This window comes from Rummeliibacillus sp. NPDC094406, assembly GCF_044763875.1.
Taxonomy (GTDB): domain Bacteria; phylum Bacillota; class Bacilli; order Bacillales_A; family Planococcaceae; genus Rummeliibacillus.
Genome location: NZ_JBIWGZ010000004.1, coordinates 345,095 through 371,265, shown reverse-complemented (window position 1 = coordinate 371,265; position 26,171 = coordinate 345,095). Strand labels below are relative to the sequence as shown.

General features: G+C 37.1%; 20 protein-coding genes and 1 other annotated feature. Of the genes, 5 read left to right on the top strand and 15 right to left on the bottom strand.

Annotation, left to right across the window (positions count from 1 at the left end; translation table 11 throughout):
• Window positions 1-271 precede the first annotated feature (271 nt).
• The 6 genes from ACIQ4I_RS13380 to ACIQ4I_RS13355 all read right to left on the bottom strand — a co-directional run bounded on the left by ACIQ4I_RS13380 (window position 272) and on the right by ACIQ4I_RS13355 (window position 8,612).
• Window positions 272-1,843, bottom strand: a complete 1,572-nt coding sequence (locus tag ACIQ4I_RS13380; protein ID WP_403096563.1) for a SagB family peptide dehydrogenase — start codon at window positions 1,841-1,843, stop codon at window positions 272-274.
• A gap of 22 nt (window positions 1,844-1,865) precedes the next feature.
• Entirely contained in the window at window positions 1,866-3,815 is a 1,950-nt protein-coding gene (locus ACIQ4I_RS13375) for a TOMM precursor leader peptide-binding protein (RefSeq protein WP_403096561.1), read from the bottom strand.
• On the bottom strand, window positions 3,812-5,779 hold the full coding sequence (locus ACIQ4I_RS13370) for a putative thiazole-containing bacteriocin maturation protein (protein WP_403096559.1): 1,968 nt from the start codon (window positions 5,777-5,779) through the stop codon (window positions 3,812-3,814). Before ACIQ4I_RS13370 ends, ACIQ4I_RS13375 begins: the two co-directional genes overlap by 4 nt.
• Before the next feature lie 180 nt (window positions 5,780-5,959).
• Window positions 5,960-6,232, bottom strand: a complete 273-nt coding sequence (locus tag ACIQ4I_RS13365; RefSeq protein ID WP_403096818.1) for a hypothetical protein — start codon at window positions 6,230-6,232, stop codon at window positions 5,960-5,962.
• Between the two features lie 432 nt (window positions 6,233-6,664).
• Window positions 6,665-7,027, bottom strand: a complete 363-nt coding sequence (locus ACIQ4I_RS13360) for a hypothetical protein (RefSeq protein WP_403096556.1) — start codon at window positions 7,025-7,027, stop codon at window positions 6,665-6,667.
• Window positions 7,028-7,184: 157 nt separating this feature from the next.
• Window positions 7,185-8,612, bottom strand: coding sequence for a protein adenylyltransferase SelO (locus ACIQ4I_RS13355; protein ID WP_403096554.1), 1,428 nt, complete (start codon window positions 8,610-8,612; stop codon window positions 7,185-7,187).
• A gap of 327 nt (window positions 8,613-8,939) precedes the next feature.
• Between ACIQ4I_RS13355 and ACIQ4I_RS13350 the strand changes: the two genes are divergently transcribed.
• A complete protein-coding gene (locus ACIQ4I_RS13350; protein WP_403096551.1) occupies window positions 8,940-9,386 on the top strand; it encodes a WapI family immunity protein in 447 nt (148 codons plus the stop codon).
• Between the two features lie 140 nt (window positions 9,387-9,526).
• Window positions 9,527-9,682 carry a hypothetical protein gene (locus ACIQ4I_RS13345; protein WP_403096549.1) on the top strand — a complete coding sequence of 52 codons (156 nt, stop codon included), beginning with the start codon at window positions 9,527-9,529 and terminating at the stop codon, window positions 9,680-9,682.
• Window positions 9,683-9,819: 137 nt separating this feature from the next.
• Here ACIQ4I_RS13345 and ACIQ4I_RS13340 read toward each other — a convergent pair whose 3' ends face one another.
• Both ACIQ4I_RS13340 and ACIQ4I_RS13335 read right to left on the bottom strand, forming a co-directional pair.
• Window positions 9,820-9,957: a YfhE family protein gene (locus tag ACIQ4I_RS13340; RefSeq protein WP_403096546.1), complete on the bottom strand. Its 138-nt coding sequence runs from the start codon at window positions 9,955-9,957 to the stop codon at window positions 9,820-9,822.
• 231 nt (window positions 9,958-10,188) lie between these two features.
• Complete coding sequence (locus ACIQ4I_RS13335; protein ID WP_403096815.1) at window positions 10,189-11,532, bottom strand: catalase; 1,344 nt, start codon at window positions 11,530-11,532, stop codon at window positions 10,189-10,191.
• 455 nt (window positions 11,533-11,987) lie between these two features.
• Between ACIQ4I_RS13335 and ACIQ4I_RS13330 the strand changes: the two genes are divergently transcribed.
• Window positions 11,988-12,389, top strand: a complete 402-nt coding sequence (locus ACIQ4I_RS13330; RefSeq protein ID WP_403096543.1) for a helix-turn-helix domain-containing protein — start codon at window positions 11,988-11,990, stop codon at window positions 12,387-12,389.
• Between the two features lie 273 nt (window positions 12,390-12,662).
• Here ACIQ4I_RS13330 and ACIQ4I_RS13325 read toward each other — a convergent pair whose 3' ends face one another.
• The 3 genes from ACIQ4I_RS13325 to ACIQ4I_RS13315 all read right to left on the bottom strand — a co-directional run bounded on the left by ACIQ4I_RS13325 (window position 12,663) and on the right by ACIQ4I_RS13315 (window position 16,048).
• Window positions 12,663-13,049 (bottom strand): hypothetical protein, encoded by a 387-nt coding sequence (locus ACIQ4I_RS13325; RefSeq protein WP_403096541.1) that lies wholly within the window; start codon window positions 13,047-13,049, stop codon window positions 12,663-12,665.
• 654 nt (window positions 13,050-13,703) lie between these two features.
• Window positions 13,704-14,492 carry an enoyl-CoA hydratase gene (locus tag ACIQ4I_RS13320; protein ID WP_403096539.1) on the bottom strand — a complete coding sequence of 263 codons (789 nt, stop codon included), beginning with the start codon at window positions 14,490-14,492 and terminating at the stop codon, window positions 13,704-13,706.
• Window positions 14,489-16,048, bottom strand: coding sequence for a class I adenylate-forming enzyme family protein (locus ACIQ4I_RS13315; protein WP_403096536.1), 1,560 nt, complete (start codon window positions 16,046-16,048; stop codon window positions 14,489-14,491). The genes ACIQ4I_RS13320 and ACIQ4I_RS13315 overlap by 4 nt, the downstream gene beginning before the upstream one ends.
• A gap of 374 nt (window positions 16,049-16,422) precedes the next feature.
• On the opposite strand from ACIQ4I_RS13315, the gene ACIQ4I_RS13310 reads away from it, so the two are divergent.
• Complete coding sequence (locus ACIQ4I_RS13310) at window positions 16,423-17,739, top strand: GntP family permease (RefSeq protein ID WP_403096534.1); 1,317 nt, start codon at window positions 16,423-16,425, stop codon at window positions 17,737-17,739.
• 416 nt (window positions 17,740-18,155) lie between these two features.
• Here ACIQ4I_RS13310 and ACIQ4I_RS13305 read toward each other — a convergent pair whose 3' ends face one another.
• From ACIQ4I_RS13305 to ACIQ4I_RS13295, 3 genes are all read right to left on the bottom strand, one after another.
• Window positions 18,156-18,746, bottom strand: coding sequence for a hypothetical protein (locus ACIQ4I_RS13305; RefSeq protein ID WP_403096531.1), 591 nt, complete (start codon window positions 18,744-18,746; stop codon window positions 18,156-18,158).
• A 647-nt stretch (window positions 18,747-19,393) separates the two neighbouring features.
• Window positions 19,394-20,830 (bottom strand): proline--tRNA ligase, encoded by a 1,437-nt coding sequence (gene proS / locus ACIQ4I_RS13300; protein ID WP_403096530.1) that lies wholly within the window; start codon window positions 20,828-20,830, stop codon window positions 19,394-19,396.
• Between the two features lie 66 nt (window positions 20,831-20,896).
• Window positions 20,897-21,114 (bottom strand) — a binding site (T-box leader).
• A 300-nt stretch (window positions 21,115-21,414) separates the two neighbouring features.
• Window positions 21,415-22,839 (bottom strand): anion permease, encoded by a 1,425-nt coding sequence (locus ACIQ4I_RS13295; protein WP_403096529.1) that lies wholly within the window; start codon window positions 22,837-22,839, stop codon window positions 21,415-21,417.
• Between the two features lie 989 nt (window positions 22,840-23,828).
• On the opposite strand from ACIQ4I_RS13295, the gene ACIQ4I_RS13290 reads away from it, so the two are divergent.
• Window positions 23,829-24,368: an ECF transporter S component gene (locus ACIQ4I_RS13290; RefSeq protein WP_403096527.1), complete on the top strand. Its 540-nt coding sequence runs from the start codon at window positions 23,829-23,831 to the stop codon at window positions 24,366-24,368.
• 180 nt (window positions 24,369-24,548) lie between these two features.
• Here the strand turns inward: ACIQ4I_RS13290 and ACIQ4I_RS13285 are convergent, their stop codons facing one another.
• Window positions 24,549-25,919 (bottom strand): polysaccharide pyruvyl transferase family protein, encoded by a 1,371-nt coding sequence (locus ACIQ4I_RS13285; protein WP_403096525.1) that lies wholly within the window; start codon window positions 25,917-25,919, stop codon window positions 24,549-24,551.
• Window positions 25,920-26,171: the final 252 nt, after the last annotated feature.

The window sequence follows — 26,171 nt, the reverse complement described above, 5'->3', positions numbered from 1 at the left end:
ATCTTTTTGCCTATAAGAGGATAGTATCTGAGGTTCTAAAATCGGTATAAAATCGCACATACTGGAAGAAAAGCGGAAGATGCAATCCAACCTGTTGGACCATGATAGAATACACATGAAATGCATTACCTAAGTTTCTTCTAAAGAAGAAGTTAATTGGTAATGCATTTTTTCAATGTGTTGGTAAGCTTAGTACGTGAGCTAAACTGTCCTATGAACATTTTTATCAGAAGTATTTTCTTTAGAGGTATTACTCCACATTACCACTTACTTAACTATGCAGACTTCCACTTAACCAAGGACGGTGTCTATACTGACCTACCGGGATTTGGATAAGGTTGGTTTTTTCTTGTGTACTCATCTTGTAAATCTCATCACATATGTTCGCATCAAACCCGAGGAGTGGGTGCCCTCCGAATCCAAGGGCTGACGCTACTAGCAGAAGTCTTTGCACCAGCATACCCGCTTCCATTTGTTGGATGCGATATCCCCTGTATCCCATTTCCGTTTTGAAATGATTTTTGTCCCCTGCCACATGCAGACAAAGCGGTACTTGGAACATATTTACATTACCTCCGGACATTCCGTGCTGTAACCGTAAACGCTGATCTCCGAGTTGTACTTGACGTAACGCATGGGTAGAGCTGTCATAGTGATATGCACCATTCGGAATGCCCTCGACATTATACAAACATCCGAAAAGAGAGACACGGGGCTTCTGTTTCTTTTGTACTCCATCCAAATCATTTTGATAGGAGAATGAATCCATCGCTCCCTTAAACAGTGTGGCAAGCTGCAGTTGACTTACCTTTTCCAAAACGAAATCTATGTCCGGTGAAAATCGCTTTCGACAGGCCGACGCCAAATCATACGATAATTGCTTCACATAAGGCAGAGTCACCGTTTGACCCTCACAATTTATTTGCTCCTCCTTGATCTGTCGAAACGATCTCGTTGATTCCAACAAAGACGCTTCATTCATCTTGGTTAACATCGGAAACTCTGTAACCCTTCGTGATTGGACGTAATGAGTAGACTGAATTGCTGTCAACTCTTGGCATAATTCAGTGGCAGAGTCATCCCCATCTATGTTACTTCTGTTGAAACAGCTTGTTGATTCCTCCGATAGAGGAATCAACGCATACACACTCTCCTCTTGTTCGGAAAGCCCAAGTAGGTGGTTGATGGCTCGATCAAGGAATTGGAAGTATACCCCAGTTTCGAAGCCAAAAGATTTTGCTACTTCCAATAATTGTCCAATCAGTACACCAGCATCCAACCCTTGTAGACGGTAGGCAAAGTTATTGTATTTAAAAAAATTTTTCCAAAACATTGTCGATACAAAAGCAGTACCAAAACAATCGGATATGTTACAGCGATTACCAAGTGCCCGGGATATATATGAATCGAAATTTCCTTCTCGCAGCAGCACTAAGCGATGATGTGCTACATCATAATGGTAAACACCGGCAGGCAAATTCTCTATCTTCAAATAAACGTACAATTCGTTTGGATACAGCGCCCCACCGGAAGGAACAAACCGCCGTTTCGACTGCATTAGGTCTATGGCTTGATCGCTGAAATCCAAGTTCATCACAGACTCGCTAAATTGAGTTAGACCATATACATACCAGAGAAAATGACCGATTCTGCTTAAGTCAGGCTTTACAGTTGCTTCCGGCCTTTTAAGCGTCAACGGTACTTCTAAAGGAAGCGGAATCACAGGTAAGCCACGATAGAGCTTATACGTAAGCGGTGCATCATCCCAATCCACTTCCCTGTTTGGCTCGCTTGCTTTTTCAATATCAAAATGGAGATTGTGCAGAAATGCATCAAGATTCATCCTCCTACCTCCTAACCACTGGTTATGGGAACGGATGCGGATATGGATTTAACTGTCCAAGTGTTAGCGGTTGTTCCTTATATCCGAGTTCCATTGGCACCCGGAGCACCCTCTCAAGCCCTGTTATTCGGGTAAGATGTTGACCGAATGTCATTGGCAGCATCCCCGGAATTAGTACTTTAACGCAAAACAATCCGTTTTTTTTGAGTTCCGGTGTCGTTTGGTCAACCACGATTACATCGAGGTTCAATCCCCTAAACACCTGGAGAATATCCCGCAGATCATCCGTAAGATCTGCATGTACTGCCTCCCATTTAAATTCCTCGTCAAACGTTCGCAATGGCCGACTATCATCCAACAAAAACTGTAGGCGTTCTTGCGCTTCCGGCAACCCATACAACATCCCATGATCATCCATCTTCTGTACCAAGGAAGAGTCTTTCAACATTCGCACATACTCCTCCCGGTTTGTTTCTAAATTCTCATCAAGTATTAGCATCATGCCAGCCAACTCATGAATCGCACTTTTCGCCGCTCGTAATGGATCCAGATGAGCACCGGCCGCACTGATGATATTCAACCCCATTTTTTTCCTGTTTTTCGCCAGCACCAAAACACTTGGAATTCCGTTCTCCATCGTCGAGTTATAAAAATGGAGATCATATCCACCAACCGCCCGCACACGGTCAATCATCAACTTTAATTCTTGATCATTAGTAGAATAAGGGTCAAGACGTGGGAGTGCCAGCTCTGCGTACCAAGTCATCAGGAACGAATCACGCTCTACAACTTCCATAATACCGTAGAAAATTGCCTCCTCTATACTACCGCCTACCGCACATCCATTGGAAGTTTCATAGACAAATCCCTCATCGTAGCCCAAGCTGTAATAAGCAAGTAACTCTGGAATCAGAATAGGACACTCTTGCAAAAACGAATAACCCCAAACCCAATCGATGGATCGATCAGGATTAAACGGTTTGAACGGAAAATTAGGCAGCGCATACTGTTCCTTTGAATGCACACCTACCTTGAGAGGATTAAGCGCTCGGTCTTCCAGATTGCGGAAGCTGTCATGAACCACTGTTTGTTTTCCACTTGGAAAAAGACCACAATACCGCTCTAACCCCTCCAAAATAGCCGTGGCCTCACTAACCTTGTATGAATGAGTTCGGCCTGCCACACCCTCGTCTCCCGTAAACAACGGCAAATTAACACTTACATCGGCAAATGGCAGCATGAGGTTATACATTTTACCATTTAATAAACCAGTCCGCTCATTCAGATAATCATTGCTTAGAATATTTTTCAGGTCATCCATGGAACGACATCGGAAGCTGTCAGTACTGATCTTCAGACTAGATTGCAATGTAATTCGGGCCGCGGCTGGTGAATCATTGGGTAATCGACTACAGACCGGACATAACGGGTGAGGAAGAAACGGATGCCATGAACTCTTTAGCGATTTTAGATTGATTAAACATAAACGACCTTCCGAATAAGCCTGATCTCCATCTAATATGCTCTGTACCTCTGCCTCGAGAAGGTGCGCCATTTGCAATAGTCCCGTACGCGATGCCCAAGCATCACACGAAATTCCACCGTGAACCTTAGCCTTAAGTCTCTGTTCCATCTCCCACATCTCTTTACGGTTTCGTCCTGCCATGATACGTCGCTTATCTGCACACCGGGAGCAGCCTGGTATTTCCGGACGTACTAGTGGCCCAATCACTCCTTCTCCATATGAAACAAATCCTCGCAGCCAAGGTATACCGGTTGGCCTCAATACCTCTTCCGACTTTTTATGAATGGAAGGATTCAAGGTATCGTGTAATACCAGAACCAGATTAATCGTTTCTGGTACTCCCGCCTCGAAATCGTAGCGGCGTATTACTTCGTATTGAGTGGATAGATCCTCCCAAACACGGTCAGCCAATAATCCTTCTCCAACAACCATCACGACCGCACTCACCGGAATCCTCCCTCATCTCGTAATAACACGCCAAATAGCCCTGCGAGTCCCTCTTTCAAAAATGGTTCAAATGCTAGATCAAACACTAAAAGCCGTTTGTGATTCCGTTCTAGGATTTGTATAGCGGACTGTAAAATCTCGGACTGTTTCTTCTCATCATAAACAGAGATAACAAGGCTTAGTGGCACCTTTTCTTCCAGTATAACGGATGAAACTTCCTGCGCTTGCACCAGGTGGGAAGCCGTAGGGCATTGTACCTTCATAAGCGCCTGTTGTAACGCTTTTCGCAACGCCAATGTAATATTCAAATCTACACTACCATACCAGCCGTCATTCGTTCCTACCCAAATGACAGGAAAACCGTTCACTTCCTCTCCTATTCCGATCGTCGGTGAGCCCTGCATTGTGGCCAATGCCTCCAAATAAAACCGGCAGTGTTCATCTTCTACTGTTTCCAAGTGCAACTGAGCAACATGATTTTTTTTATTTATCAGCTGCTTGCTTAGCTCTTTATCCAAACACCTTTGCAATCCCCGGCAAATACCTTCCGTAACTGTTTCCCCCGCTCCAACTCCGATGAATTCCTTTATTTCTACCCCATTCTCCTCTTTTTCCTTATATGATGGTAGGGTAGCAGCGAGTAGTTTGACCGCTTGTGACACATACGATTCTATCCCAGAAAGTCCCGCTTTCCTCCGTGCTTCCTCATGCGTCAGACCTGTACAAACAATGTCTGGTAAAAGCTCAGCGGGTCCCTCAGGTAACATATCAACCGCCTGAACGCGGCACTGAGCTAAAGGCAGCTGCTTTAGATCTCCTTCCTCCCAAATATGAAAAATTCCTGATACTTCCGATGTCAACTGGCTGAAGTAAAGTAATAATCCATTCGTTTCATCTTTGCTTAAGCTTCGTTCAAGACGCACATCTAAATCTGTTATCCATTCGCTAGACACGTGTCCATCCTCCAACGGATGAGGCAAAAACGAATGCCAGTTTCCTTCCAATGTGTCTAGATCAAGCAGATAGAATAGGTTCCTCTGTTCAGATTCGGTCACTCCTGTAATCTCTTTAAACAATTCAAATGTGATTACATTGGCTAACATTGCCCCTGCTGTTGCAGAGAAAGCGGTGTACTGTTGCTCTTTGGAAAGTACATCTCGGTGTATACGCCTCCACGCAGATTCCCAACACCCCTTAGAGTCTGGATGCACTAGCGGACCCGCAAGGCCCACCCCCTGTTGGCTTATAGCAGGGAGAAACACCTTCTTTTCTTCCCTACAAACCTTATGAAGAACTTGGAGTTTCTCAATATCGCCCTCCTGTGACACATACAATATCGAATCATATGGCTGAACAATATCCCGCCAAAATCGTTCCCCTTCCTTCTGCGGACTAACCTCCTCTACCTCTACCTCGATGTCTGTTTTACGGGCATGTGCCACGAGTTCCATCAACCGCCGTCTATTGGTCGACACCGAGTCCGTGATTAGAATATGGAACTTGGGCAATCCGGATTCAAGTAATGAAGAAACCAACGAAACAAAAAAAGGGCCCGCGCCAACTGCCAACACTTTTGCCTGGCGATAGGTTTGAAATCGGTACGCACTCGAATCACCGAAACTGTCCAAAAACTCAATTTGAGAGGCATACTTACTAAGAACCTGATCCGCCAATTGATGAGGAAGATCTTGGCTCACATCCCGAACATACTCATTTTGGTACAGTGCTTCCGCAATCTCATAGACACGATCCCGATATGGACCAGGCAACCCATCTGTCAAATACCCTAACGTGTACTTCCCGTTGAACATCGGTATCAGTTTTTCAATCCACTGAACGATCTCCTGACCTTCCACACGAAAAGAACTTTTATTATTTCGAAAATACACACCACTATTTGAATCGGGGAGAAAAAATGTGTCCCTTTTTACTTTCAGACGCATCATAGGGGTCAAATTTGGCAATACACTCCTCCTTAACCATAGTTATTCCTAAGCGTATATGACTAACATTACATCCTATGCAGCGTAACTTGTTTCATATGTTTAACCCTATTGAGAAAAGTCCCTGCAACAACTGCAGGGACCTTGGCAATCACGGTTTTTGTTAGAAATCTAGAAATATCAAGTGTGGACACGGCTACCTTAGCGACCACCGCAACGGAAACAATTAGAGCAACTAGAACATCTAAAACAATTAGAACAATTAAAACAGGTAAAGAAGCAACTAGAGCATCTAAAACAATTAAAACAGGTAAAGAAGCAACTAGAGCATCTAAAACAATTAGAACAATTAGAACAATTAGAACAATTAGAACAATTAGAACAATTAGAACAACGGCCAAAGCCTCCCATAGGACTGAGCTGCGCAACTGGACCTGAGGATCCATTTGGGTCCAAAGCAACTGCCTCACTCATATGGAAATCACCAACATTCAACATCTGGAGTTCGTTATGGAAATCATTCATTCTTGCCACCTCCTGAAATTAAATTAACAAGATTTGCTAAGATCATAAAAATGGAAACAAATAAAAATGAACTAAATCAGCTGTATAATAGGTGAATCCACTAGTTCAAATACCTCCTAAACAATTTATGAACAATGGGTGGATAATGCTACTGATTTCAATGCCTATTTATATCGCCCAGGCATAGAACATTTCAAATGTATTCTTATAAAGTGAAATAGAAGAAAGCTCAAACGATTCAGAATCAACGATTGCTTAATCACGTTGATATGAAGACGAGAAAAACCAGACTTTAGCTTGAGGGCTAGGTCTGGTTTTTATTTTATAGAAAGATGGTTTATTTTGAGTTGTTCATTATTTGATTTCAATAATTTTTTATGCTCATTCCTCAAAATCAATATTATCAACATCAAAATTTTTCAAATCCACACCTAAATCTTTCAATTGATTTATTATTATGTCTTCTTTCAACTTCCCATTCTCTTGAAATTCTTCAGGAAATTTATCTGGCTTAAAAATTTCCATCCCATTTTCAACCCATTTTTTTCGATATAATTGAAAAACAGCTTCATATAAATGAACAGGTGTAACATAAAACCCTAAATTCACTTCATTATCTTCACTATATCCATATTCAAATCCGCAACACTCACAAATTTCATAAGATCCTCCCCATGTTTCATTATAGGGAGGCTCCTCTAATCCTTTATAACCACAAATTGGGCATGTATATTTATTCTCCATCAAAATACCACTCACTTTTCAATCTTATTGATTATTAAAATAGGCTTTATCCGCTTTTTTATTGGGATTTTTAGGTTTAATTTTGATTAAGCAGTATTACCGTTTCCTATTTTATTGGAATGAGTTTCTTATAGGAAAAAATGGCGTCTCGCTTTTACTACGTTCCACAATAAGTAATAAAAGGACCGTCTTCTTTTGGCGGTGTTTGTAAATACTTATGTTCTTTTTTTACTGTAAATGGTGAACGTAGCGCATCGACTAATTTTTCAACATAGGTTAAATCACCTTGATTAGCAAAATTGAGTGCTTCTTCTACATAATAATTTCGTGAAATAATCGCTGGGTTTATCTTTTGCATAGAGGTCTTTGCAGCTTCTAATGATGTATTTTCTTTCTGTAGTCGTCTATGCCAATTCTGTTGCCACGCTTTAAAATCCTCTGATTCAAAAATTTCTAGCTGTTGGTCAGTACTTAGCCCTCGGAATGTGTTCGTATAATCTGCCTGTTGCTGATGCATCATCGTTAATAGTTGGTCTATTAATGATGCATCTTCTTCCATTGCTACCTGTAGCCCTAACTTTTTACGCATGCCTTCTAACCAATATTGCTGAAATGCTTTTGGATATTCATCAAGCTTATCCTGCATTATTTCTAAAGCTTGCTCCTCATCCTCATGCACAAGTGGTAATAAAGTTTCGGCTAGTCGCGCTAAATTCCAGCCCCCGATTTTCGGCTGGTTTTCATAAGCATAGCGTCCCACTCTATCTATAGAGCTAAAAACTGTCGACGGGTCAAATGTATCCATGAAAGCACACGGTCCAAAATCAATGGCTTCGCCACTAATTGTCATATTATCGGTATTCATCACACCATGAATAAAGCCAATTTGCTGCCAGCTTGCAATCAACTTCGCTTGACGATGAACCACATGACTGAAAAACTCAGCATAACGATTGTCCTGAGTTGCAAGTGAAGGATAGTGACGTTGAATTACATAATCCGCAAGTGCCTTTAAATCTTCATGATCACAAAAATGCCGTGCAAACTGGAATGTACCCACTCGTAAATGGCTTGAAGCGACTCTTGTTAAAATCGCACCATCTAATACACACTCGCGGTAAACATGCTCTCCCGTTTTAACAACAGCTAAGCTTCTCGTCGTCGGAATGTGGAGTGCATGTAAAGCCTCACTAATAATGTACTCTCTTAACATTGGACCGACTGCAGCACGCCCATCTCCCCCACGTGAATAAGGTGTTCTTCCAGATCCCTTTAATTGAAAATCTTTTAGTCCCTGCTTCGTTTCTTGCTCACCAATTAAAAGTGCACGTCCATCTCCAAGCATTGTAAAATGCCCAAACTGATGCCCTGCATAGCTTTGCGCAATTTGAGCCGCTGATTCAGGCATCTCATTACCTGCTAATATTTGCAGTGCTCGTTCACTCTTTAATTTGCTAGCATCAATCCCAAGCTCATCAGCTAATTGTTCATTGATAACTAAAAACGAAGGATTACTCACTGGATTTAATGGTGCAACTTTATAAAAGGAAGCAGGTAGTGACAAATAGCTTTGATTTTCTTGCATATTTTTTCCTCGCTTTTTTATATTCTTATTTACAGTATAAAGGAAATTCATGAGAACAAGTGATACAGACATCTTCCATCTCGAACATAAGATTTATCTATAGAGTATTTGTATTTATCTACATACATATCCATATCAATTTCACACCCGACAACAGCTAAAAAGTTCAAAATGTCTTTATTTAAATAAAAACCAGGTACATTTAAGTAGGTAAATCATTTACACTATAAACGATACAAACTTCAAGATTTCATAAAATATTGGTAGTATAACAAAACTATCGGTATAGTGATAGTCTATAATGAAAGGAAAAGATAGGTGTTGTAATTGAATAATTTTATAATTGATGGTAAACAAGGATTCATTCAAATAGAGTTCAATGAAGTATTCGGTTTTCCAGATGAAACTAGTTTTGACGGTGGATATGATGTTCAAGGAAAATTATCACTTAAAAGCGAAAATTATTATGTAAAAGATGCCGAAGTATGGTTTACTACAGGTCAGATTTATACGTTGTTCAAACAATTGCAAAAGGCCTATAAGCTGTTAAAAGGCGCTATCACTTTTTCAAATAGAGATGAAACCTTTAAATTTGAAATGAAATTTAATCCCTCAGGTCAAATTGAAATAGAAGGATTTTTTCAAGAGTTTTTAGATAAAGAAAATATATTACAATTTGAATTTTTGAGCGACCAGAGCTATTTAATGACAACTCTAGAAGAGTTAAAAAATATCGTTGAGAATTATGGTGATTTAAAAGGGATAAAAAAATGAATTAGGAGAAATATTTTTGAAACTGTCTACCTAATGGGGTGCATCCAAAAGAGTGTGAGTAAGTAAGAATACATAGCAAAAAAGCCCGTACATCAATAATGATGCTTATGTTAAGGAAAAAATATTCTAAGGGGGTTTTTATGAGAAAGACAAGTAAGTTTTTAATTATATTAGGCACTGCGCTTTTAATCGGCATCGTTGCATTTTCATTCTATCAAAAAGAAAAAGCAAATACTGAAACAGATAAATATGTTCCCAAAAGTCATAGCGATACCATTTTCTTTCTATTACCCTAAAAATCGATCAGGAAAACTCTCAATAAACTTATCAATTTTAATTACGAGAATACATACAAGAATAAGAACAACTTCTCTCATCATAATTAATAAATGAACCTTGAATAAACTAATTCAAGGTCCATTTTATTTTTATTTTACTTTTTATTTTTTTCGTTTTGTTCAGTTGCATTTACAGCTCGTTTGAAATCTTTTCGATAAATTACTTCTTGCATCGATGATAGTCCATTATCTTTTGTCGTCAACTGTTGATGTGGTAACTTATGATCTTTCAACGAAAACACTCCTTTCTTTATTACTCTTCCACAGTTTTTCCTATGTAACGATGGATATACCTGAGTTTTTTACGACAAATTAAAAAAATTAAAGAACCACAGTTTCCATTACTGTGGTTCTTTTTATGCTTAATTAAATCCATAAAGGACAGCGACAAATACAAGAAAATATGACCAGTAAAAACGAATTCAGGACAATTAAGACCATTCACATTTGGTCAAAATAATCAATCATTTCTTTTCCAGCTTCTCAATTTGCTGCTCAACACGCTCCCCTAGTTCTGAAGATGCCTTATACAAATAATTTAAGACAATCTTTTGCGTTTTAGATGATATACCGGAAAGATCAATAGCTAGGTTATTGACTAAATTTCCTTGCTGGTCTGGCGGTAAAGATTCGTAATACTCACCAGCTTGTGTAAAGTCATCCTGCTTTGGAATATCAGATCGCACCAGCTCTCCTTCCACATACCTACCACTACCGCTTGTTACGAGTGAAGAAGGTGACCAATCTTTTTGGTGATTAACAGGTATGTCACGGAAATTTGGACCTATGCGACGACGCTGTGAGTCCGAGTAAATATTGGCACGACCTTGCAATATTTTATCATCTGATAATTCAGTACCTTCTAAAAGGTTTGAAGGTGAATAGGCCAATTTTTCTACCTGCTCCATATAGTTATGTGGATTTCTATTCAATACGAGTCGGCCAACTTCTCGCATTGGATATTGTCGTTCATCCCAAAGCTTTGTAGGATCTAACGGATCATAAGGAAGCTTTGCCACATCATTTGGATCCATAAGCTGCACATAAAGTTGATATTCAACAGTCTTTCCGGAGGCAATGGTATCATATAAATCTTGACCTGCTATATCAGGATTTTCTCCTGACAATTTTGCAGCTTCTTGACTGTTTAAATACTCCACACCTGCAAGTGGAAGCCAATGGTATTTGATAAAATAGCGAACACCTTGTGCATTTCTCCAAACATAGGTATTCACACTGTGCCCTGGAATATGACGAAAATTTTTCATTGTACCAGCGTCCGAGAAAAGGCGAACAACAAGATGTGTAGATTCCGGCGCGCTAGCTACAAACGCCCAAAATCTTTCTGGAACAATTAGATTGTTTACTGGTGATGGAGAATTGGCTTTGATAAATTCTGGAAATCGCATGGCATCTCGAATAGGAAATACGGGGATATGGTTGCAAAGCAAGTCAAAAACACCTTCATCTGTGTAAAACTTGGTGGAGAGTCCAACTATATTACGGGAAGTATCTGGAGTACCTTTCGTACTAACAGCAAACGAAAACCTCACAGTAACGGGAACCTGATGTCCTGGATTTTGTAAAAAGCTAAGCTTCGTATAGTCTTTCATAGAGTGCTCAGTCTGAAAGTATCCGAAAGCACCATAACCCTTTACATGTACTGGCCTTTCGATAATTTTGGTATGCACAAAATCCTCCAATGTTTCATGCAAAATTGAATCTTGATGAAGTACAGGCCCTCTATCTCCTACAGTTTGTGAATGAGTTATAACTTTTTTCCAATGTGGTTGAACTTGTTTACTCATTAAATCTGTTTGAGTTTGAGACATTGTGTTTTGGTTCTGAGATTTATTAGAATTTGAATCGTTTTGTACTTTTAACCTATCCAGCGGACCTTTATTGTTTTCTTCCATCATTTACCTCCTGTGTTCAAAGGTCTAATCATTCAGTATTATTTACGTAAACACACACGCAATTATTACTTTTGCTTTTTCTCAAACACTTGTTCAAGAATAATAAAGTTGTTTAAAAATTATAAAGTCTTTTATAAAATAAAATTGATGTTAAAAAATGGTATGGAATTGGTGTGGAATTGGTGTGGATTTATAGTTTGATAATTGGAATAAAGTTTAAATCAAAGATTTTTTCATTTACTTTTTAGTTGCAACGTAGCGTTGCGGCCTTGCTACTATTGGTTTCGTTTGCAACCGAAATAAAATTGGTATGGTGATGATATCAAATGTAAAAAGGAGTGATAAAAATGAAAATCAGCAAATCGATTTTAGATTATCGTAAAAATAATGATTTAAGCCAAGAACAATTAGCAAATAAAATTGGTGTTACTAGACAGGCAATTTCAAAATGGGAACAAGAGAAGGGTGCTCCGGATATTGAAAATTTAATTTTATTAAGCGATGAAATGAATATTAGCTTAGATAATTTGATTAAAGGTGACAGTAATATAAAAAAGCAAATCGTGAATAATGAAAAAACAGTAAAGTTCCATTTCTTAGTCATTTTATTTTTAGTTGCTATTGTAATTTATATAGCGTATTTTGCACTTGTACATGAAATTTTTATGATTGGATTCTTAATTGCAACGCTCTTTATGCTAGGTATTGAACTTTATGCGTACATGAAAAATTTTCGAATTAAAAAATAATTATGTTATTTATCTTTCCTCTTCAAATGAGTACAGCAAATCATTTTAGGACAAAGACTGTAACAAATAAAATTTAATTTTAAATACTAAAAACCACCTACTTGATTAACTTGTAGGTGGTTACTGCATTTCTGGAGTTAGAATTAAACAACTTTATTATCTCTGCACAACACTTACATACTAGAGCTCAAAATTAAATTTATGATGAAGAAAACATTAATACTGGATAATTGCATACAGTTAAACGACGAGTTTATGAAATTTCATAACATCTTAATAGATGGTATTCCAGAACCTATCACTCTTCATATCCTCAACTACTTTTTCAAACGTTTCTAAAATCTCATTAACATTTATATCATAAAATACAATAATTTGAACTGGGGAGATATCTGTAGTGCCTCCATTTTTTGAACAAGGGAAAATCCTTATTTGAGAAATATTATCATGTTTCCAAGCAATCGCCTCAATCAGCCAGTGTGTAGCATAAGGATAATCATAAGTTAATTCATCATTATTCAAATTATACTTATCTCTTTTTCCGATTGGTAAGAACTCATATCTTATAAACTTATTGCCTTTTCGTTTATGACTTTGACGTATTGCATTATTTAATGCATTATATCTATTTTCTATTTTTTTCTTAATTCGCTTTCTCATTTTTCACCTCATATTGATTATTCATTTACCTATTATATTGCTTTTCTTCTTCAAACCTATCATTTTTATTAACAAAATGATTCGCAAAAATATCCATGCTTCATTTTATCAATTGTTAATGTGTCGGGTTTTTACAAGTAATAACGAGCTAAGAAATCGTCGCTTCTTTCTTATGAAGATTTTTAACCACCTATAAGAAACAGTGCCATACAAGTAGTTATCCAAATACTTTGCGGCAACTATGCATTCGTTAATTCAATAGAAATTTAGTTAACCTCAATCTATTATATTAATATATCATTCCTTATTCAACTTTCCTGCCAATTACTTGAATAAGAAAATCAACCAGCCTTATTTGTTAGCAAACTTTCCTAATAATATGGAACGGGTAGATATTATTGCCCTAAATGATAGGTTACTTGAAAGTGAATATTAATAAAGAAAAAAGATAGCAGGAATACTCAATCCTTACTATCTTTACTTCAAATTATTTATATATCTTTAACTATAAGGTTGCTTGTCTTACCAAGAGTGTAAAATTATAGTTTAACTACACTGTGGTCATGAAGCCAAGTTAAACCATTTTACTGTACTGTGTGTCATTATGATAATACCTTCATTATTTAATATGTTCTTTCCTTTTCTCCTACCCCATCAATCCAAAAACCGCGGTTTTCTTTTTTCAATAAATGCTGCAACGCCTTCTTTAATGTCTTCTGTTTGGAACACATGGCCAAAATAGTCAGCTTCGGTAATAAGAGCATCTGATAGGTTTTGTTCATATCCTTCATCGATTGCTTGCTTAACATAGGTTAATGCTTGGCGTGAATGAGTGGCTATTTTTTTTGCCAGTTGGATACCAGTCGTTAAGCCATACCATTTCGGTACAACGGTATTCACTAATCCTATTGCTAGAGCCTGATCTGCTGATAGGGGTTCGCCTGTGAAAATGATTTCTTTGGCTTTCGCCTTTCCTACTAATCTGGCAAGTCTTTGAGTGCCACCAGCACCAGGAAAAAGTCCAAGTTTTATTTCTGGTAATCCTATGGTAGCATGCTTTTCTGCGATACGAATATCACAAGCTAACGCCAATTCACACCCTCCACCAAGCGCAACACCATTTAAAATACAGATGGTTGGGTAAGGCAATGCTTCGATTCGATTGAGTGGGTGTTGTAGCCATTGTGATTTCTCCTTAGCAACATCTACCCCTTTTCCCATCCATTCAGGAAACGACTTTATGTCTCCTCCTGCCATAAACGCCTTTCCCCCATCTCCCGTTATCAGCACAACTTTGATAGTTGATGTTTGTTCTATTATATCTATTTTATGATGTAATTCCTCGACTACATCGGCATCAAGTATATTCACGGGTGGATTTTGGATCATAAGAATGGCTATTTGATTTTCAATTGTTAAACTTACCTTTTCTTTACTATTCATAAAACCCCTCCTTCGATACCATATATATCGCGTAACTCAAACTTCTTTACCTTCCCTGAAGGTGTACGGGGAATGTCGTCTACAAAAACTACTCTTTTAGGCGTTTTATAACTTGCTAAAAACTGCTTACTATATTGGATTAACTCTTTTTCAGATATCTTGGCATCATCTTTCAACACAATCACTGCACATACAGATTCAATATACTTTTTGTCGGGTATCCCAATCACAGAGACGGCTTTTACCGCTTCATGTCGATAAAGCACATCTTCAATTTCAGCTGCATAAATATTTTCTCCACCACTTCGAATCATATCTTTTTTACGGCCCGCTATTGATAAAAAACCATCTTTATCAAACTTACCTAGATCCCCTGTTTTACACCAACCATTACAAAATGTATCTGCTGTTGCTTCAGGCTTTTCCCAGTATCCTTCAGAAACACCTGGACTTTTAATCCAAATTTCTCCAACCTCACCCGGTAATGCCTCACTTCCATCGTCCTTCATCACTCGCATTTCGGTTAATGGAAGTGGTTTTCCAACCGTTTCACTTTTCGTTATGGAGTACTTTGGATCTAAACAAGCAGCAATTGGTTGTCCTTCCGTTAAACCATACACTTGTACAATCCCTACTTGTGGATATAGACGATATATTTCTTCTATAGCCCAAGGCATCAATGGGTCTCCACCAGTAAAGATTGTTTTTAAATGTGCTAACTGATAATCCGACAGATTCGGTATATTTAACATCTCGTAAATCATAAATGGGAATAAGAAACAATCCGTTACCTGTTCTTTTTCAATTACCTTTAGCACACGTTCTATTTCGAATCCTTTACTTTTGGTAATGATGACCGTTCCGCCCATTAATAGAACGGGTAATGCCACATCTTCCATTGCGCCAACATGATACAATGGCCCCGTTGTCATGGCAATTTCATTTCCTGTAAAACCCCATTGCATAATTTGGATTGTTGAAAACCAAAAGGTTGTATTATGTGTCCAAAGTGCTCCTTTTGGTCTGCCGGTTGTCCCAGATGTATACATGAGCATAACCGGGTCATTTAAAGAGATATCGATATTCTCCACTTCCTCGGTCGATCCATTAGAAAGTACATTCCAGTCATCCGCCCAAGATGGTATTTCACCTTTTTTTGAAAGGCAAATAAACTGTTCGGTACAGATTTTTTCATAAATTGGTGTAATTTTTTCGCCAAACTCTTCGTGAAAACAAAGAATTTTAGTTTTAGAATCGTTGAGAATATATTCAAGTTCGCTTGCTGTAAGTCTGAAATTAATGCGAACAGCAATCGCACCAACTTTACCAATGGCAAAATATATCGCAAAATACTCCAAACAATTGTAAAGAAGAATCCCTACACGATCCCCTTTTTTTACACCCATTTTCAAAAGCTGATTGGCATAAGCATTGGATTTTTCGTGTAGTTCTGCAAAACTCCATGAACGGCCTGATTCTTCTTGCACTGCCGTTTTTTGCTTCAATTGTTCATCTGGTGCTCTATAAAGTCTCCTTGTGAAATGACCGATATCCATCTTCAATCTCCTCGTTTCTTATCAATATCTGATGAGAATCTATCTATATCCGCTTTCTAATCATTTATATTAATTTGTAGTCAAAAATATTAATGTTTCATTCTATTTTGTGGTAACTATCAATAGAGAGATGAATTTTTTGGATAATAGTCCATTTCTAGCATTTACTTAGATACCGCTCCAGATGGCGCTTTCCGCTTGATATATGGAATAAAACAACGGACTATTTAATGTTCGTGATTTTTATCAAATCTTTGAATTATGAAATTAATTTACTCAAGTTAACATTTAAACTCTTTTTACTAACTTTAACGTTCTTTCAATACTATTAGATTGAAATGTGGCATATGTATGTCAAAAGGGGGTCGATAGAAATGTTAGGATTTATCGGTGTATTTGGTAGTTTGGCATTATTAATTTATTTAACTGTTAGAGGCGTTAATGTACTTATTGCAGCTCCTTTTGCCGCATTAATTGCTGCAGTTTTCAGTGGAATTACGCTGTTCCCTCAATTAGCAGCAGAAGGAAGTCCCAATCTTCTTACGAGTTATATGAATGGATTTACCGGATTTATCGGATCATGGTGGTTGATGTTTTTAGCAGGTGCTATTTTCGGAAAAGTCATGGAAGATAGCGGTGCTGCGGATAGTGTTTCCAAATGGATTGTTGAAAAAATAGGGGTGAAATATGCTGCGTTATCCGTCGTTATTGCTTGTGCTGTTTTAACCTATGGCGGTGTTAGTTTATTTATCGTTGCTTTCTCTGTGTTCCCAATGGCATTGAGCCTATTCAAACAAGCGGACATCCCTAGACGATTTATACCTGCTACATTAGCTCTTGGCTCTGTTACATTTACAATGACTTCGGCAGGATCTCCTGAAATACAAAACTGGATTCCTATTACTTTTCTTAAAACGACACCGTATGCTGGGTGGGAAGTTAGTTTAGTTGTTTCTATCTTCATGGCTACGTTTGGTTTTTGGTGGTTGAAACGTATGATGTCAAAAGCAATGGAAAAAGGCGAAAGATTTGTAGCAAAAGAGTTTGATAAAATCGGTGAAAATAGCAATCGTCCACTTCCTAATCCTTTGCTAAGTATGACTCCATTACTTGTAGTGCTTGGTTTCTCATTTATTTTCCATGAACGGTTAGGTACATCTGCACTTATTATTGCTTTAATTGGCGGAATATTAACAACGTATTTAGTAAGCTACAAATATATGAAAAATCGTAATAAAGCGATTGCAGATGGAGGACTTGGAGCCGTTATTGCTATAGCTAATACAGCTGCTATCGTTGGATTTGGTGGTGTTGTGAAAGAAACACCTGCATTTTTAGCAGCAGTAGATTTTATGACCCATATCCCTGGTAGTCCATTAGTTGGTGGCGCATTAGCTGTTGCCGTTTTAGCAGGTTTAACTGGTTCCTCTTCTGGTGGCCAAGCTATCGCATTACCATTAATCGCACCGCATTATTTGGATGCAGGTGTTGATCCAGAGGCTTTACACCGTGTAGTAGCTATATCTTCCGGTTCTCTTGATACACTACCTCATAGTGGCTATGTTGTCACAACCATTCATTCGATTGCACAAGAATCATATAAAGGAGCATATCCTGCTTTTGGAGCTTTAACAGTCATTATTCCTCTATTAGGTTCTATACTGGCAATCATATTATTTTCAATCTTTTAATTTTTAGGTTGTGGATGTTGCGCTACAGACGGCGCTTTCCACGGGCTTGGCTTCAATCTCCTCGGGCCAACAGGATGTTGGTCACGAAGCCGTTGCCACAGGACGTGGCGTTCTTAGGCTTTGTTCCTTAAAACCGTTCCTGCGGGGCTTTCAGCTCAAGCTTTTCCCGTAGGACTCGCCGTCTTTCGCTTCACAATGTACAAAATTGGATATCTTTAAATATTCGTATATTTCATATAAATTTTACATTATGAAATTTATTCACAAGGATATATTAAAATAGATATCAAAATCCGAATATAAATAAAGCTATTTAATTTTGTGCCTAGAATTTCAAAAACCTTCTATCAAATTGAATGATAGAAGGTTTTTAAAGATAACTAGCTCCCAATGCTCCTTCAAAAACTCTAACTTCTCTAATAAGGGCTTTTTTCTTTGTTACTGAGGTTTTGGAGCAAGCATCCTCTATAGTAGTGAAGTAATTGAAATCCTATATATTCATCTTTCATAGGAAATTCCTCTCTATAGTAACAATTCCAATAACTTATTATTCTTTGTTCAGTAAGGTGATAAATTCTTTTATTCTCTACCAAATAAGTCCTTATAAAAGTATCATTTAATTGAGGTATGCATTCTTTTAATACGTTTAATATCTCAATTACATACTCTCCGGATAATTTAATAAGATATGGAGTAACCCAGTAATGACAATGGCCACGTTGTAGGAGTTTATATAAATATTTTTCGCGAATAAAACCATTCTTATGCCTTGTATAAATACAATCAACAATCGTTTTTTGTATGGGGGTAAACTCATCATACAGTTCCTTGGAAATTTCTTTAAAATAAATTCTTTCAGGAATATATATTTCTTCCTGATTTAAATTAACTTGAAAAGTATTTGATATTTGAGTCCTACATACTTTTAATGGCAATTTATTTAAAATGACTTTGATTTCCTCAGAATACTTCTTTGGAAACGCATTTTTTAATTTTGAATTAAACATTGAATTACAATCTCCTATAACTTATATATATGAATCAATTTCATAATTCAAAGATTTGATAATAAACACGAACATTAAATAGACCATTGCTATATGCCATATTTATTAGAACTTTGTCCAATAAGCGGAAGATGGCGACTCCTGCGGGAAAGCGAGACAGGTGAGACCCCGCAGGTAGCGAAGCGAACGAGGAGGCTCACCGCTCGCCCGCGGAAAGCGCCATCTGGAGCGGCATACTTAGCGAATACTGGAAATTAAATATTATCCGAATTTTTGAATCGTTTATTTAGAAAATATTCGTATTCTTTAACTAAAAAGCACTTATGAAATTGACTCATATAATAATCATTAATTGTTTTTGTGCGTGTATTTGTTTGTATTATGTATATAATGCACTTTATCTCTTTTACTGTAAGATAACTTCAAGATTGCAGTTTTGAAATATATCAAGACCTAATTCATAAAAAATCATATAAAATAGAGGTTGATACATATTATACAGACTAATATGTATCAACCTCTCACTTCTTTTTCAATAATCGCGCCCTTAAATGAAATACCTAAAATATGATCTTAGCTAAAAATCGATTAATTATTCTCTCACGAAAGCCCCTGATAGTTTAAGTATAATATCTGACAAAAGCAGATTAGTAAGCACGAGCAAACCAAACCGTATGTTTTGCTTCTTTACCACAATGAAGACATGTATGCTTTGTTGTCGGTGGGTTAAATGGAATGTTACGTGTTGTGAATTTTGTTTTTTCTTTTATATTTTCTTCACAAGCATCCTCTCCGCACCAACCAGCTAATATCCAACCAGGAATTGTTCCATTTTGTTCGGATTCTGCTAGATGTTGTTCTAACTGTTCGATTGTATCGATATGTGTGTGTGAATTCTCCGCACGGAAAGCTTTTGCTTTTTCAAATAGACGAGTTTGCATTGTTTCAAGTTCTTTTGTAATGCTTTCAACAATTGATTCTAAAGGTACGGAAACTTTTCCCTCTACATCACGTGCTTTCATTAAACCTTGATTATTTTCTAAATCACGTGGACCCAGTTCAATACGTACAGGTACCCCTTTTAACTCCCATTCATTAAATTTATAGCCTGGTGATTGATCAGAATCATCAAGACGAACACGAATTCCTTGCGCTTTTAAAGCTGCAAAGATTTCATCTAATTTCTCGATAATTGCAGGGTTCTTTTTCCATGGTCCAACTGGAATCAAAACAACTTGAGTCGGTGCGATTTTTGGTGGTAAAACAAGACCTTGTTCATCGCCATGAACCATTATGACTGAACCAATTAAACGTGTGGACGTACCCCAAGATGTTGTATGAACATATGCGTGTTTATTTTCTTTATTTAAATATTTTATATCAAATGCTTCCGCAAATTTTGTACCTAAGTAGTGTGAGGTACCTGCTTGTACGGCTTTTCCATCTTTCATCATTGCTTCTATGGAGAATGTATCAACCGCACCAGCAAAGCGTTCTAATGGTGTCTTTTGCCCATCATAAACCGGAATCGCAAGTAATCCTTCTACGACTTCTTTATAAATAGTTAGCATTTGCATTGTTTCCTTACGTGCATCTACTTCATCCACATGAGCAGTATGACCTTCTTGCCATAAAAATTCAGAGGTACGGATGAATGGTAGAGTTTTCTTCTCCCAACGGAATACATTTGCCCATTGATTAATTAAAACTGGAAGATCTCGATAACTTTTAATCCAATTTGAATACAAATGTCCAATCATTGTTTCTGAAGTTGGACGCAGTGCTAAACGTTCATCTAATTTTTCTCCTGCAGCTTCTGTTACCCAAGGAAGCTCTGGTGAAAATCCTTCAATATGATCCTTTTCCTTTTGGAAGAAGGATTCTGGAATTAACATTGGGAAGTATGCATTTCGATGACCGGTTTCTTTAAACCGTTTATCCATCTCTTCTTGAATATGTTCCCATAATTCATAACCATCTGGCTTAAATGCAATACAACCACGAACTGGAGTGTAATCCATTAAATCCGCTTTTTGAATCGTATCAATATACCATTTTGAAAAATCGTTTGTTTTTTGTGACATCGTCTTTTCCTCCTGAGAAAATGAAATAATAATTTTTAAAAATAAAAAAAGCATAAAGAGTCCTTAGAAAAGGACGTCTTTATGCTAATAGACGTGGTACCACCTTAGTTCGACATTAATAATTAATATTAAGTCCTTTAAACGTTTGTAACGAAACGACTCGGTTAGTCATTATCTAACATCTCCGTGGTAGGGTTCAATAAGGAGGGGTGATATAGCTTTCAGCCAAGGCTATATTTTCTGTTTCACAATCCTTATTTACTTGATCACATCATTGATTACATATTTATAAATTAATATATCAATTTGCTACAAGTAATTCAATTATTTCTTTAACACAAACAAAAGCTACTAAAAAATAACTAAGCAGATAACAATGATAGAAGCATTTTAATAGTTACTCCTTCTAAAACTAAAAAGGAAATATTTTAATTTTTGCTTAATGAATTTACCTGCATTGTATTTACTCGTTCCAACCTACCAAAGATTTGACGAAGCAGGAAGAGACTCTAAAAGAGGAAAAGAATTTAATAAAGCACGGCTTAAAGACTGGTTGTCCTTGTGTAGCCGTGCTCAATCCTATCTTACCAATAGCCAAGTAGCTTCCACCATAAGCCACCGATTACAACAAAAATGAGAATCGTAACGACAGAGACCATAAAGCCTACCGTCCACCATTTATTCTGTTCAATATAACCTGCGCCAAAGAATACAGGAGCAGGACCAGAACCGTAATGAGTTGTGGAACCAAATAAATTACTGAATGCTGCTAATAGGATCGCCGCAAGCATGGCTGGTGCTCCCGCTTGAAGCATAACAGATAGAAACGCGGCATACATGGCACTAATATGCGCTGTAGAACTTGCAAAGAAATAGTGTGAATAGAAATAGACAAGTGCTAATATCAACACCGCTAACATCCAGTTATATCCAGACACTACCGAACTGACCTCTTTACTAAACCACGGAATCAGTCCAAGCGTGTTCATGAAAGAGGCCATCATAAATAGCGTCGCAAACCAAACAAGCGTATCCCAAGCTCCTTGTTCATTTTTAATATCTGACCATGTTAGCACTTCTAATAATAAAAGTAAGGAAAGCCCTATTAAAGCAGCTGTTGTGGCACCAATGCCTAAAGAATCCCCACCAATCCAAAGTCCTAAAATAACGATAAACACTGCAATCATGCGTTTCTCAGAGCTTTTTAATGGACCAAACTCATCTAATTTCTCTTTTGCAATTCGACTTGCTTCTGGAGTTTCTTTAATCTCTGGAGGAAAAATCTTATAGATAATAAATGGAACAACAATCAATGCTACTAATCCTGGAACAATCATAGCAGTTGCCCATCCAAACCACGTTAATGTTACTCCAGCGGTATCACTCGCTAGCTTAACAATTAAAGGATTGGCTGCCATTGCTGTCATAAACATAGCAGATGTAATCAAGTTCCCTTGAAATCCTACCGTCAAAAGAAAGGCTCCCATTTTACGTTCTGTACCATCTTCTGGTTTAGAACCAAATGTACGTGATAAGGATTGGATAATAGGAAAAATCACACCTCCTGCACGTGCCGTATTACTCGGAATTGCAGGCGCCAAAATTAAATCACTTAACAATAAAGAATACGACAAGCTTAACGTTTTCTTTCCAAATAGCCGAACAAATAAATAAGCTATACGCTCACCTAACCCCGTCTTAATAAATCCACGCGAAATAAAGAACGCAATAACAATAAGCCAAATCGTCGAATTACCAAACCCACTTAGCGTTTCTTCAATTGTTAGCGTATTAGTAACCGCGATTACTGCCATAGCAATAATTGAAATAGCTCCCATAGGTAATGGTTTTGAAATAAAACCGACAATTGTTGCAACAAACACAGCAAACAAATGCCAAGCACTTTCTTTTACTCCAGCAGGTGTCGGTATAAACCAAATAATCAAACCAATTGCAATGGTAATGAAAAAAGGAATCCATTTTATATTACTTCCTGATGTTTCTTTCATGCCAACAAACTCCTTTCATGTCTACCTTCTATAACAAGAACGTCCTCCGTCTAAAATTTCCCCATGATTGGTTACTCAAATTGAGTTTAACCAATTTAAATTATTAACTATACACCCATTTCTTTGAAAACTATAATATTATAACTAGCTCATGACCTAATTAAAAGTATTTTTTCGACATTTTATGTATTTTTTTTAGATTTCACCAAAATTCGAAGGTAGAAAGTAATTAAATCAATTTCATATGCTTTTCTGGTTAAAAAATCCGAATATTTTCTAAATAAACAACTCAATAATTCGAATAATTTTCATTCCTAGTATTTACTTAGTATCCGCTTCAGATGGCGCTTTCCGCGGGCGAACTGACGAGCCTCCTCGCTGCGCTCCGGGGTCTCGTCTAGCTCGTTTTCCCGCAGGAGTCGCCATCTTCCGCTTGATAGACAATGTTCTAATAGATATGGCATATAACAATGGCACATTTAATGTTCGTGTTTTTTTCAAATCTTTGAATTATGAAATTGGTTCATTATGTAAATTAGAAAAAAGCCATCGTTTTGATCAATCTTAAAAAAAAGGGTGGCTTTTTATATGCAGTAAAATCAAGGATATAGAATGATTTTTATTCAAACTTCTTTCTAAAGTTGCAAAGTTTCCTAAATCTGATGTATAACAACTTTTTCATTTTTTGCATTCAAACACTTCCCTCTTAGCTAGAATGGATACTACAGAGTTTCCATGAAATGATCCATACGATGCTCCACATAAAAATGATCTTATTTTTAGGGCATACTAATCCTTAATCACCATAAGTTTTATCTGACTTTTCTAAAACTGACACCTTCATTTTTTCTAAAATTGATACTTTTAAAAAGACCAATCCTTTGCTAATGTTATTTGTAATTAAGAAAACTGATTAAACAAGTAGGACTTCAGAGGGCTTGCGATTTGTGCACTATTCCTTGATGTCCATAAAAAAGGAAGGTTTTATTATGCAAAAAACGGTAAGTTATTCTACTAACAAAACACGTACTTTTGATTTAATTTTAAAATCAATGTGTATTGCACTTGTATTCGTTGCAACACTCTTGTTAAATATCAAACTTCCGATTACAGCAAATGGCGGTTTGGTTCACCTTGGTACAGCAATGCTCTTTATCGTATCAATTCTATTTGGTCCTAAAACAGGTGCAATTGCTGGTGCCTTTGGGATGGGGTTATTCGACTTAGTATCTGGTTGGACATTGTGGGCACCCATCTCCTTTGTTTCTCGGGGCTTGCAAGGGTACATAGTGGGGAAAATTGCCTGGTCGAATGGACATAATGGGAACAGTATTGCTTTCAATCTACTAGCTACTATCGTTTCTATGCCCCCTATGATCGCTGTTTATTATATTGGCGAAGGAATTCTATATGGTAATTGGATTGCACCAGCTGCTTCTATTCCTGGAGATCTTGTTCAAAATATTTTGGGGCTTATCATATGCATTCCGGTTTGTGCTTTCTTGAAAAAAATTCCGGCTTTTAAATAAGAATAAAAAAGAAAGTGCCAAAGAATTTGTTCTTTGGCACTTTTTCCTTTTACAATCCTAAGCTACAAGTTGATCCGGGGTATTGTTCTGCTTTCATCCAACATTTTCATTAATTAGTGTAATAGTTCAAACACAATGATTAATCTATGTATGAAAAGGTGTGACTCATTGTTAATTACTTTAATTTTTTGCAAAGATATTTGCTGTCTTTAACGCTAGCTTAACGGATTTACGATTTAATGTCCGTTCCTGATGCTTAATTTTTTTATTAAGATTTGCAATTTTAGTGTGTAATTCCTCTTGAGTTGCTTTTGATTTAACCTTCTCTTCTTCTACAATTTGATGCCATCTATCGATCATTTCTTCCTGTGTACAGTTGATGTATGATTTAACCGATGGCAGAAAATCAATACTTTGAATTTTCTGATCGAATGAAGTGCCTGTAGGATTCGGATTTTCTTTGTAAATGTGATCCAATCCGTTCTGCTCAAGAAATTGAATATAGCGGGCAAAATTGGCCGGTGCGGCTTTTGCGACTTTTTGGAAATCACTTTGTTCTACTATATCTAAGATTTGCGTCTGATCATTTATTTGTTGTGGCCATACACAATTTAAGTTGTGATATTCTGCTAGCTCACGCATTCTACCATCTTTTGGAATAATTATACTTGGTGTCCCCGCAAGAATTGCAGCAATATTTCCATGTAAACGAGCACCAAAACTTAGATCAGCCTTCCCAATAAAATCAAGCCAAGTAGGTACGTTTGTAAAATAGCGTACACGATCTTCTTGATAGAATGAGTGTTCTATATTTGCGGGATAATTACGCTTTTTGGATAAGTTTGGTCCTCCAAGATATATCATACGTAACTCTCGAAGCCATTGTGGGATATAGTAATGATTGTTAAAAACTTTTGCACTTCGTTCAATGAAATCCAAAACATTATTTGGTGATTTAGGGGAATTATTAATTGTTACAAGAGATTGCTCTGTAATGGTTGTTTCTCGAACCTTCAAGTCTCTCCCAAGTCCATACATGGATGGGCAACCAATCGCAATATGATCTACGCCTTCTTTAAATCCTAGTTTCGTTAAATAGCGTGAGGTAATATCTCCCCTCACCCCGATTATGCTTGATTTCTTTAAAACAGCCTTAACGAATGCTTTTACTTCCTCATCAAATGGGTAGGCTTCATCTAAGTTTGGTTCAAAATCCGTACTTAAGCCAACTCCAATTACATAAACTGGGATATTCAACCGATTAATCAATTCTGTATATTTGGCCAACTTCGATGCAAATTTAGGGCGAAAAGCATCTGCTAGCGGAATAATATAGCCATCATAGGTTTTATTAATATAGTCTGCATTTTGGGGTTCAATTTTATAATAATCTGGAGTCAATTTTACATCATCTGTAGAAAGAGTACGGTAAATGCTATATGCATAGACAAGGTTTCCAACATTACTGCCAATTGAGTTATTGACAATTTCATATGCAGGCGTAAAGTTGTCAAATGGTGACAAACCTGCACGTATTAAATAGTGTTTCAAAAAATGATTCTCCTTCCTCGTTTCCAAAAAAATTACAACTTTTACTGTAAAATCACCATAACATCAATAATGAGAATTTGTCTAATAGCCTAAATTAGTATAATACTCCGCATCCGTTAATTAACACATTTTTCCAAAAACACAACTAATAATTATACAAACAACAGTATAAATAGTGAATAAATATTCTTTTTCCTGAATTAATTTTAATGCAATTACATTTACATTACATTTTTATTTCTAATAATAAAT

Coding starts and splice junctions, on each gene's coding strand:
- ACIQ4I_RS13380 (WP_403096563.1), bottom strand. CDS start 1,843: ATGAATCTTGATGCATTTCTGCACAATCTCCATTTTGATATTGAAAAA.
- ACIQ4I_RS13365 (WP_403096818.1), bottom strand. CDS start 6,232: ATGAGTGAGGCAGTTGCTTTGGACCCAAATGGATCCTCAGGTCCAGTT.
- ACIQ4I_RS13360 (WP_403096556.1), bottom strand. CDS start 7,027: ATGGAGAATAAATATACATGCCCAATTTGTGGTTATAAAGGATTAGAG.
- ACIQ4I_RS13355 (WP_403096554.1), bottom strand. CDS start 8,612: ATGCAAGAAAATCAAAGCTATTTGTCACTACCTGCTTCCTTTTATAAA.
- ACIQ4I_RS13345 (WP_403096549.1), top strand. CDS start 9,527: ATGAGAAAGACAAGTAAGTTTTTAATTATATTAGGCACTGCGCTTTTA.
- ACIQ4I_RS13335 (WP_403096815.1), bottom strand. CDS start 11,532: ATGAGTAAACAAGTTCAACCACATTGGAAAAAAGTTATAACTCATTCA.
- ACIQ4I_RS13330 (WP_403096543.1), top strand. CDS start 11,988: ATGAAAATCAGCAAATCGATTTTAGATTATCGTAAAAATAATGATTTA.
- ACIQ4I_RS13325 (WP_403096541.1), bottom strand. CDS start 13,049: ATGAGAAAGCGAATTAAGAAAAAAATAGAAAATAGATATAATGCATTA.
- ACIQ4I_RS13320 (WP_403096539.1), bottom strand. CDS start 14,492: ATGAATAGTAAAGAAAAGGTAAGTTTAACAATTGAAAATCAAATAGCC.
- ACIQ4I_RS13315 (WP_403096536.1), bottom strand. CDS start 16,048: ATGGATATCGGTCATTTCACAAGGAGACTTTATAGAGCACCAGATGAA.
- ACIQ4I_RS13310 (WP_403096534.1), top strand. CDS start 16,423: ATGTTAGGATTTATCGGTGTATTTGGTAGTTTGGCATTATTAATTTAT.
- ACIQ4I_RS13305 (WP_403096531.1), bottom strand. CDS start 18,746: ATGTTTAATTCAAAATTAAAAAATGCGTTTCCAAAGAAGTATTCTGAG.
- proS (WP_403096530.1), bottom strand. CDS start 20,830: ATGTCACAAAAAACAAACGATTTTTCAAAATGGTATATTGATACGATT.
- ACIQ4I_RS13295 (WP_403096529.1), bottom strand. CDS start 22,839: ATGAAAGAAACATCAGGAAGTAATATAAAATGGATTCCTTTTTTCATT.
- ACIQ4I_RS13290 (WP_403096527.1), top strand. CDS start 23,829: ATGCAAAAAACGGTAAGTTATTCTACTAACAAAACACGTACTTTTGAT.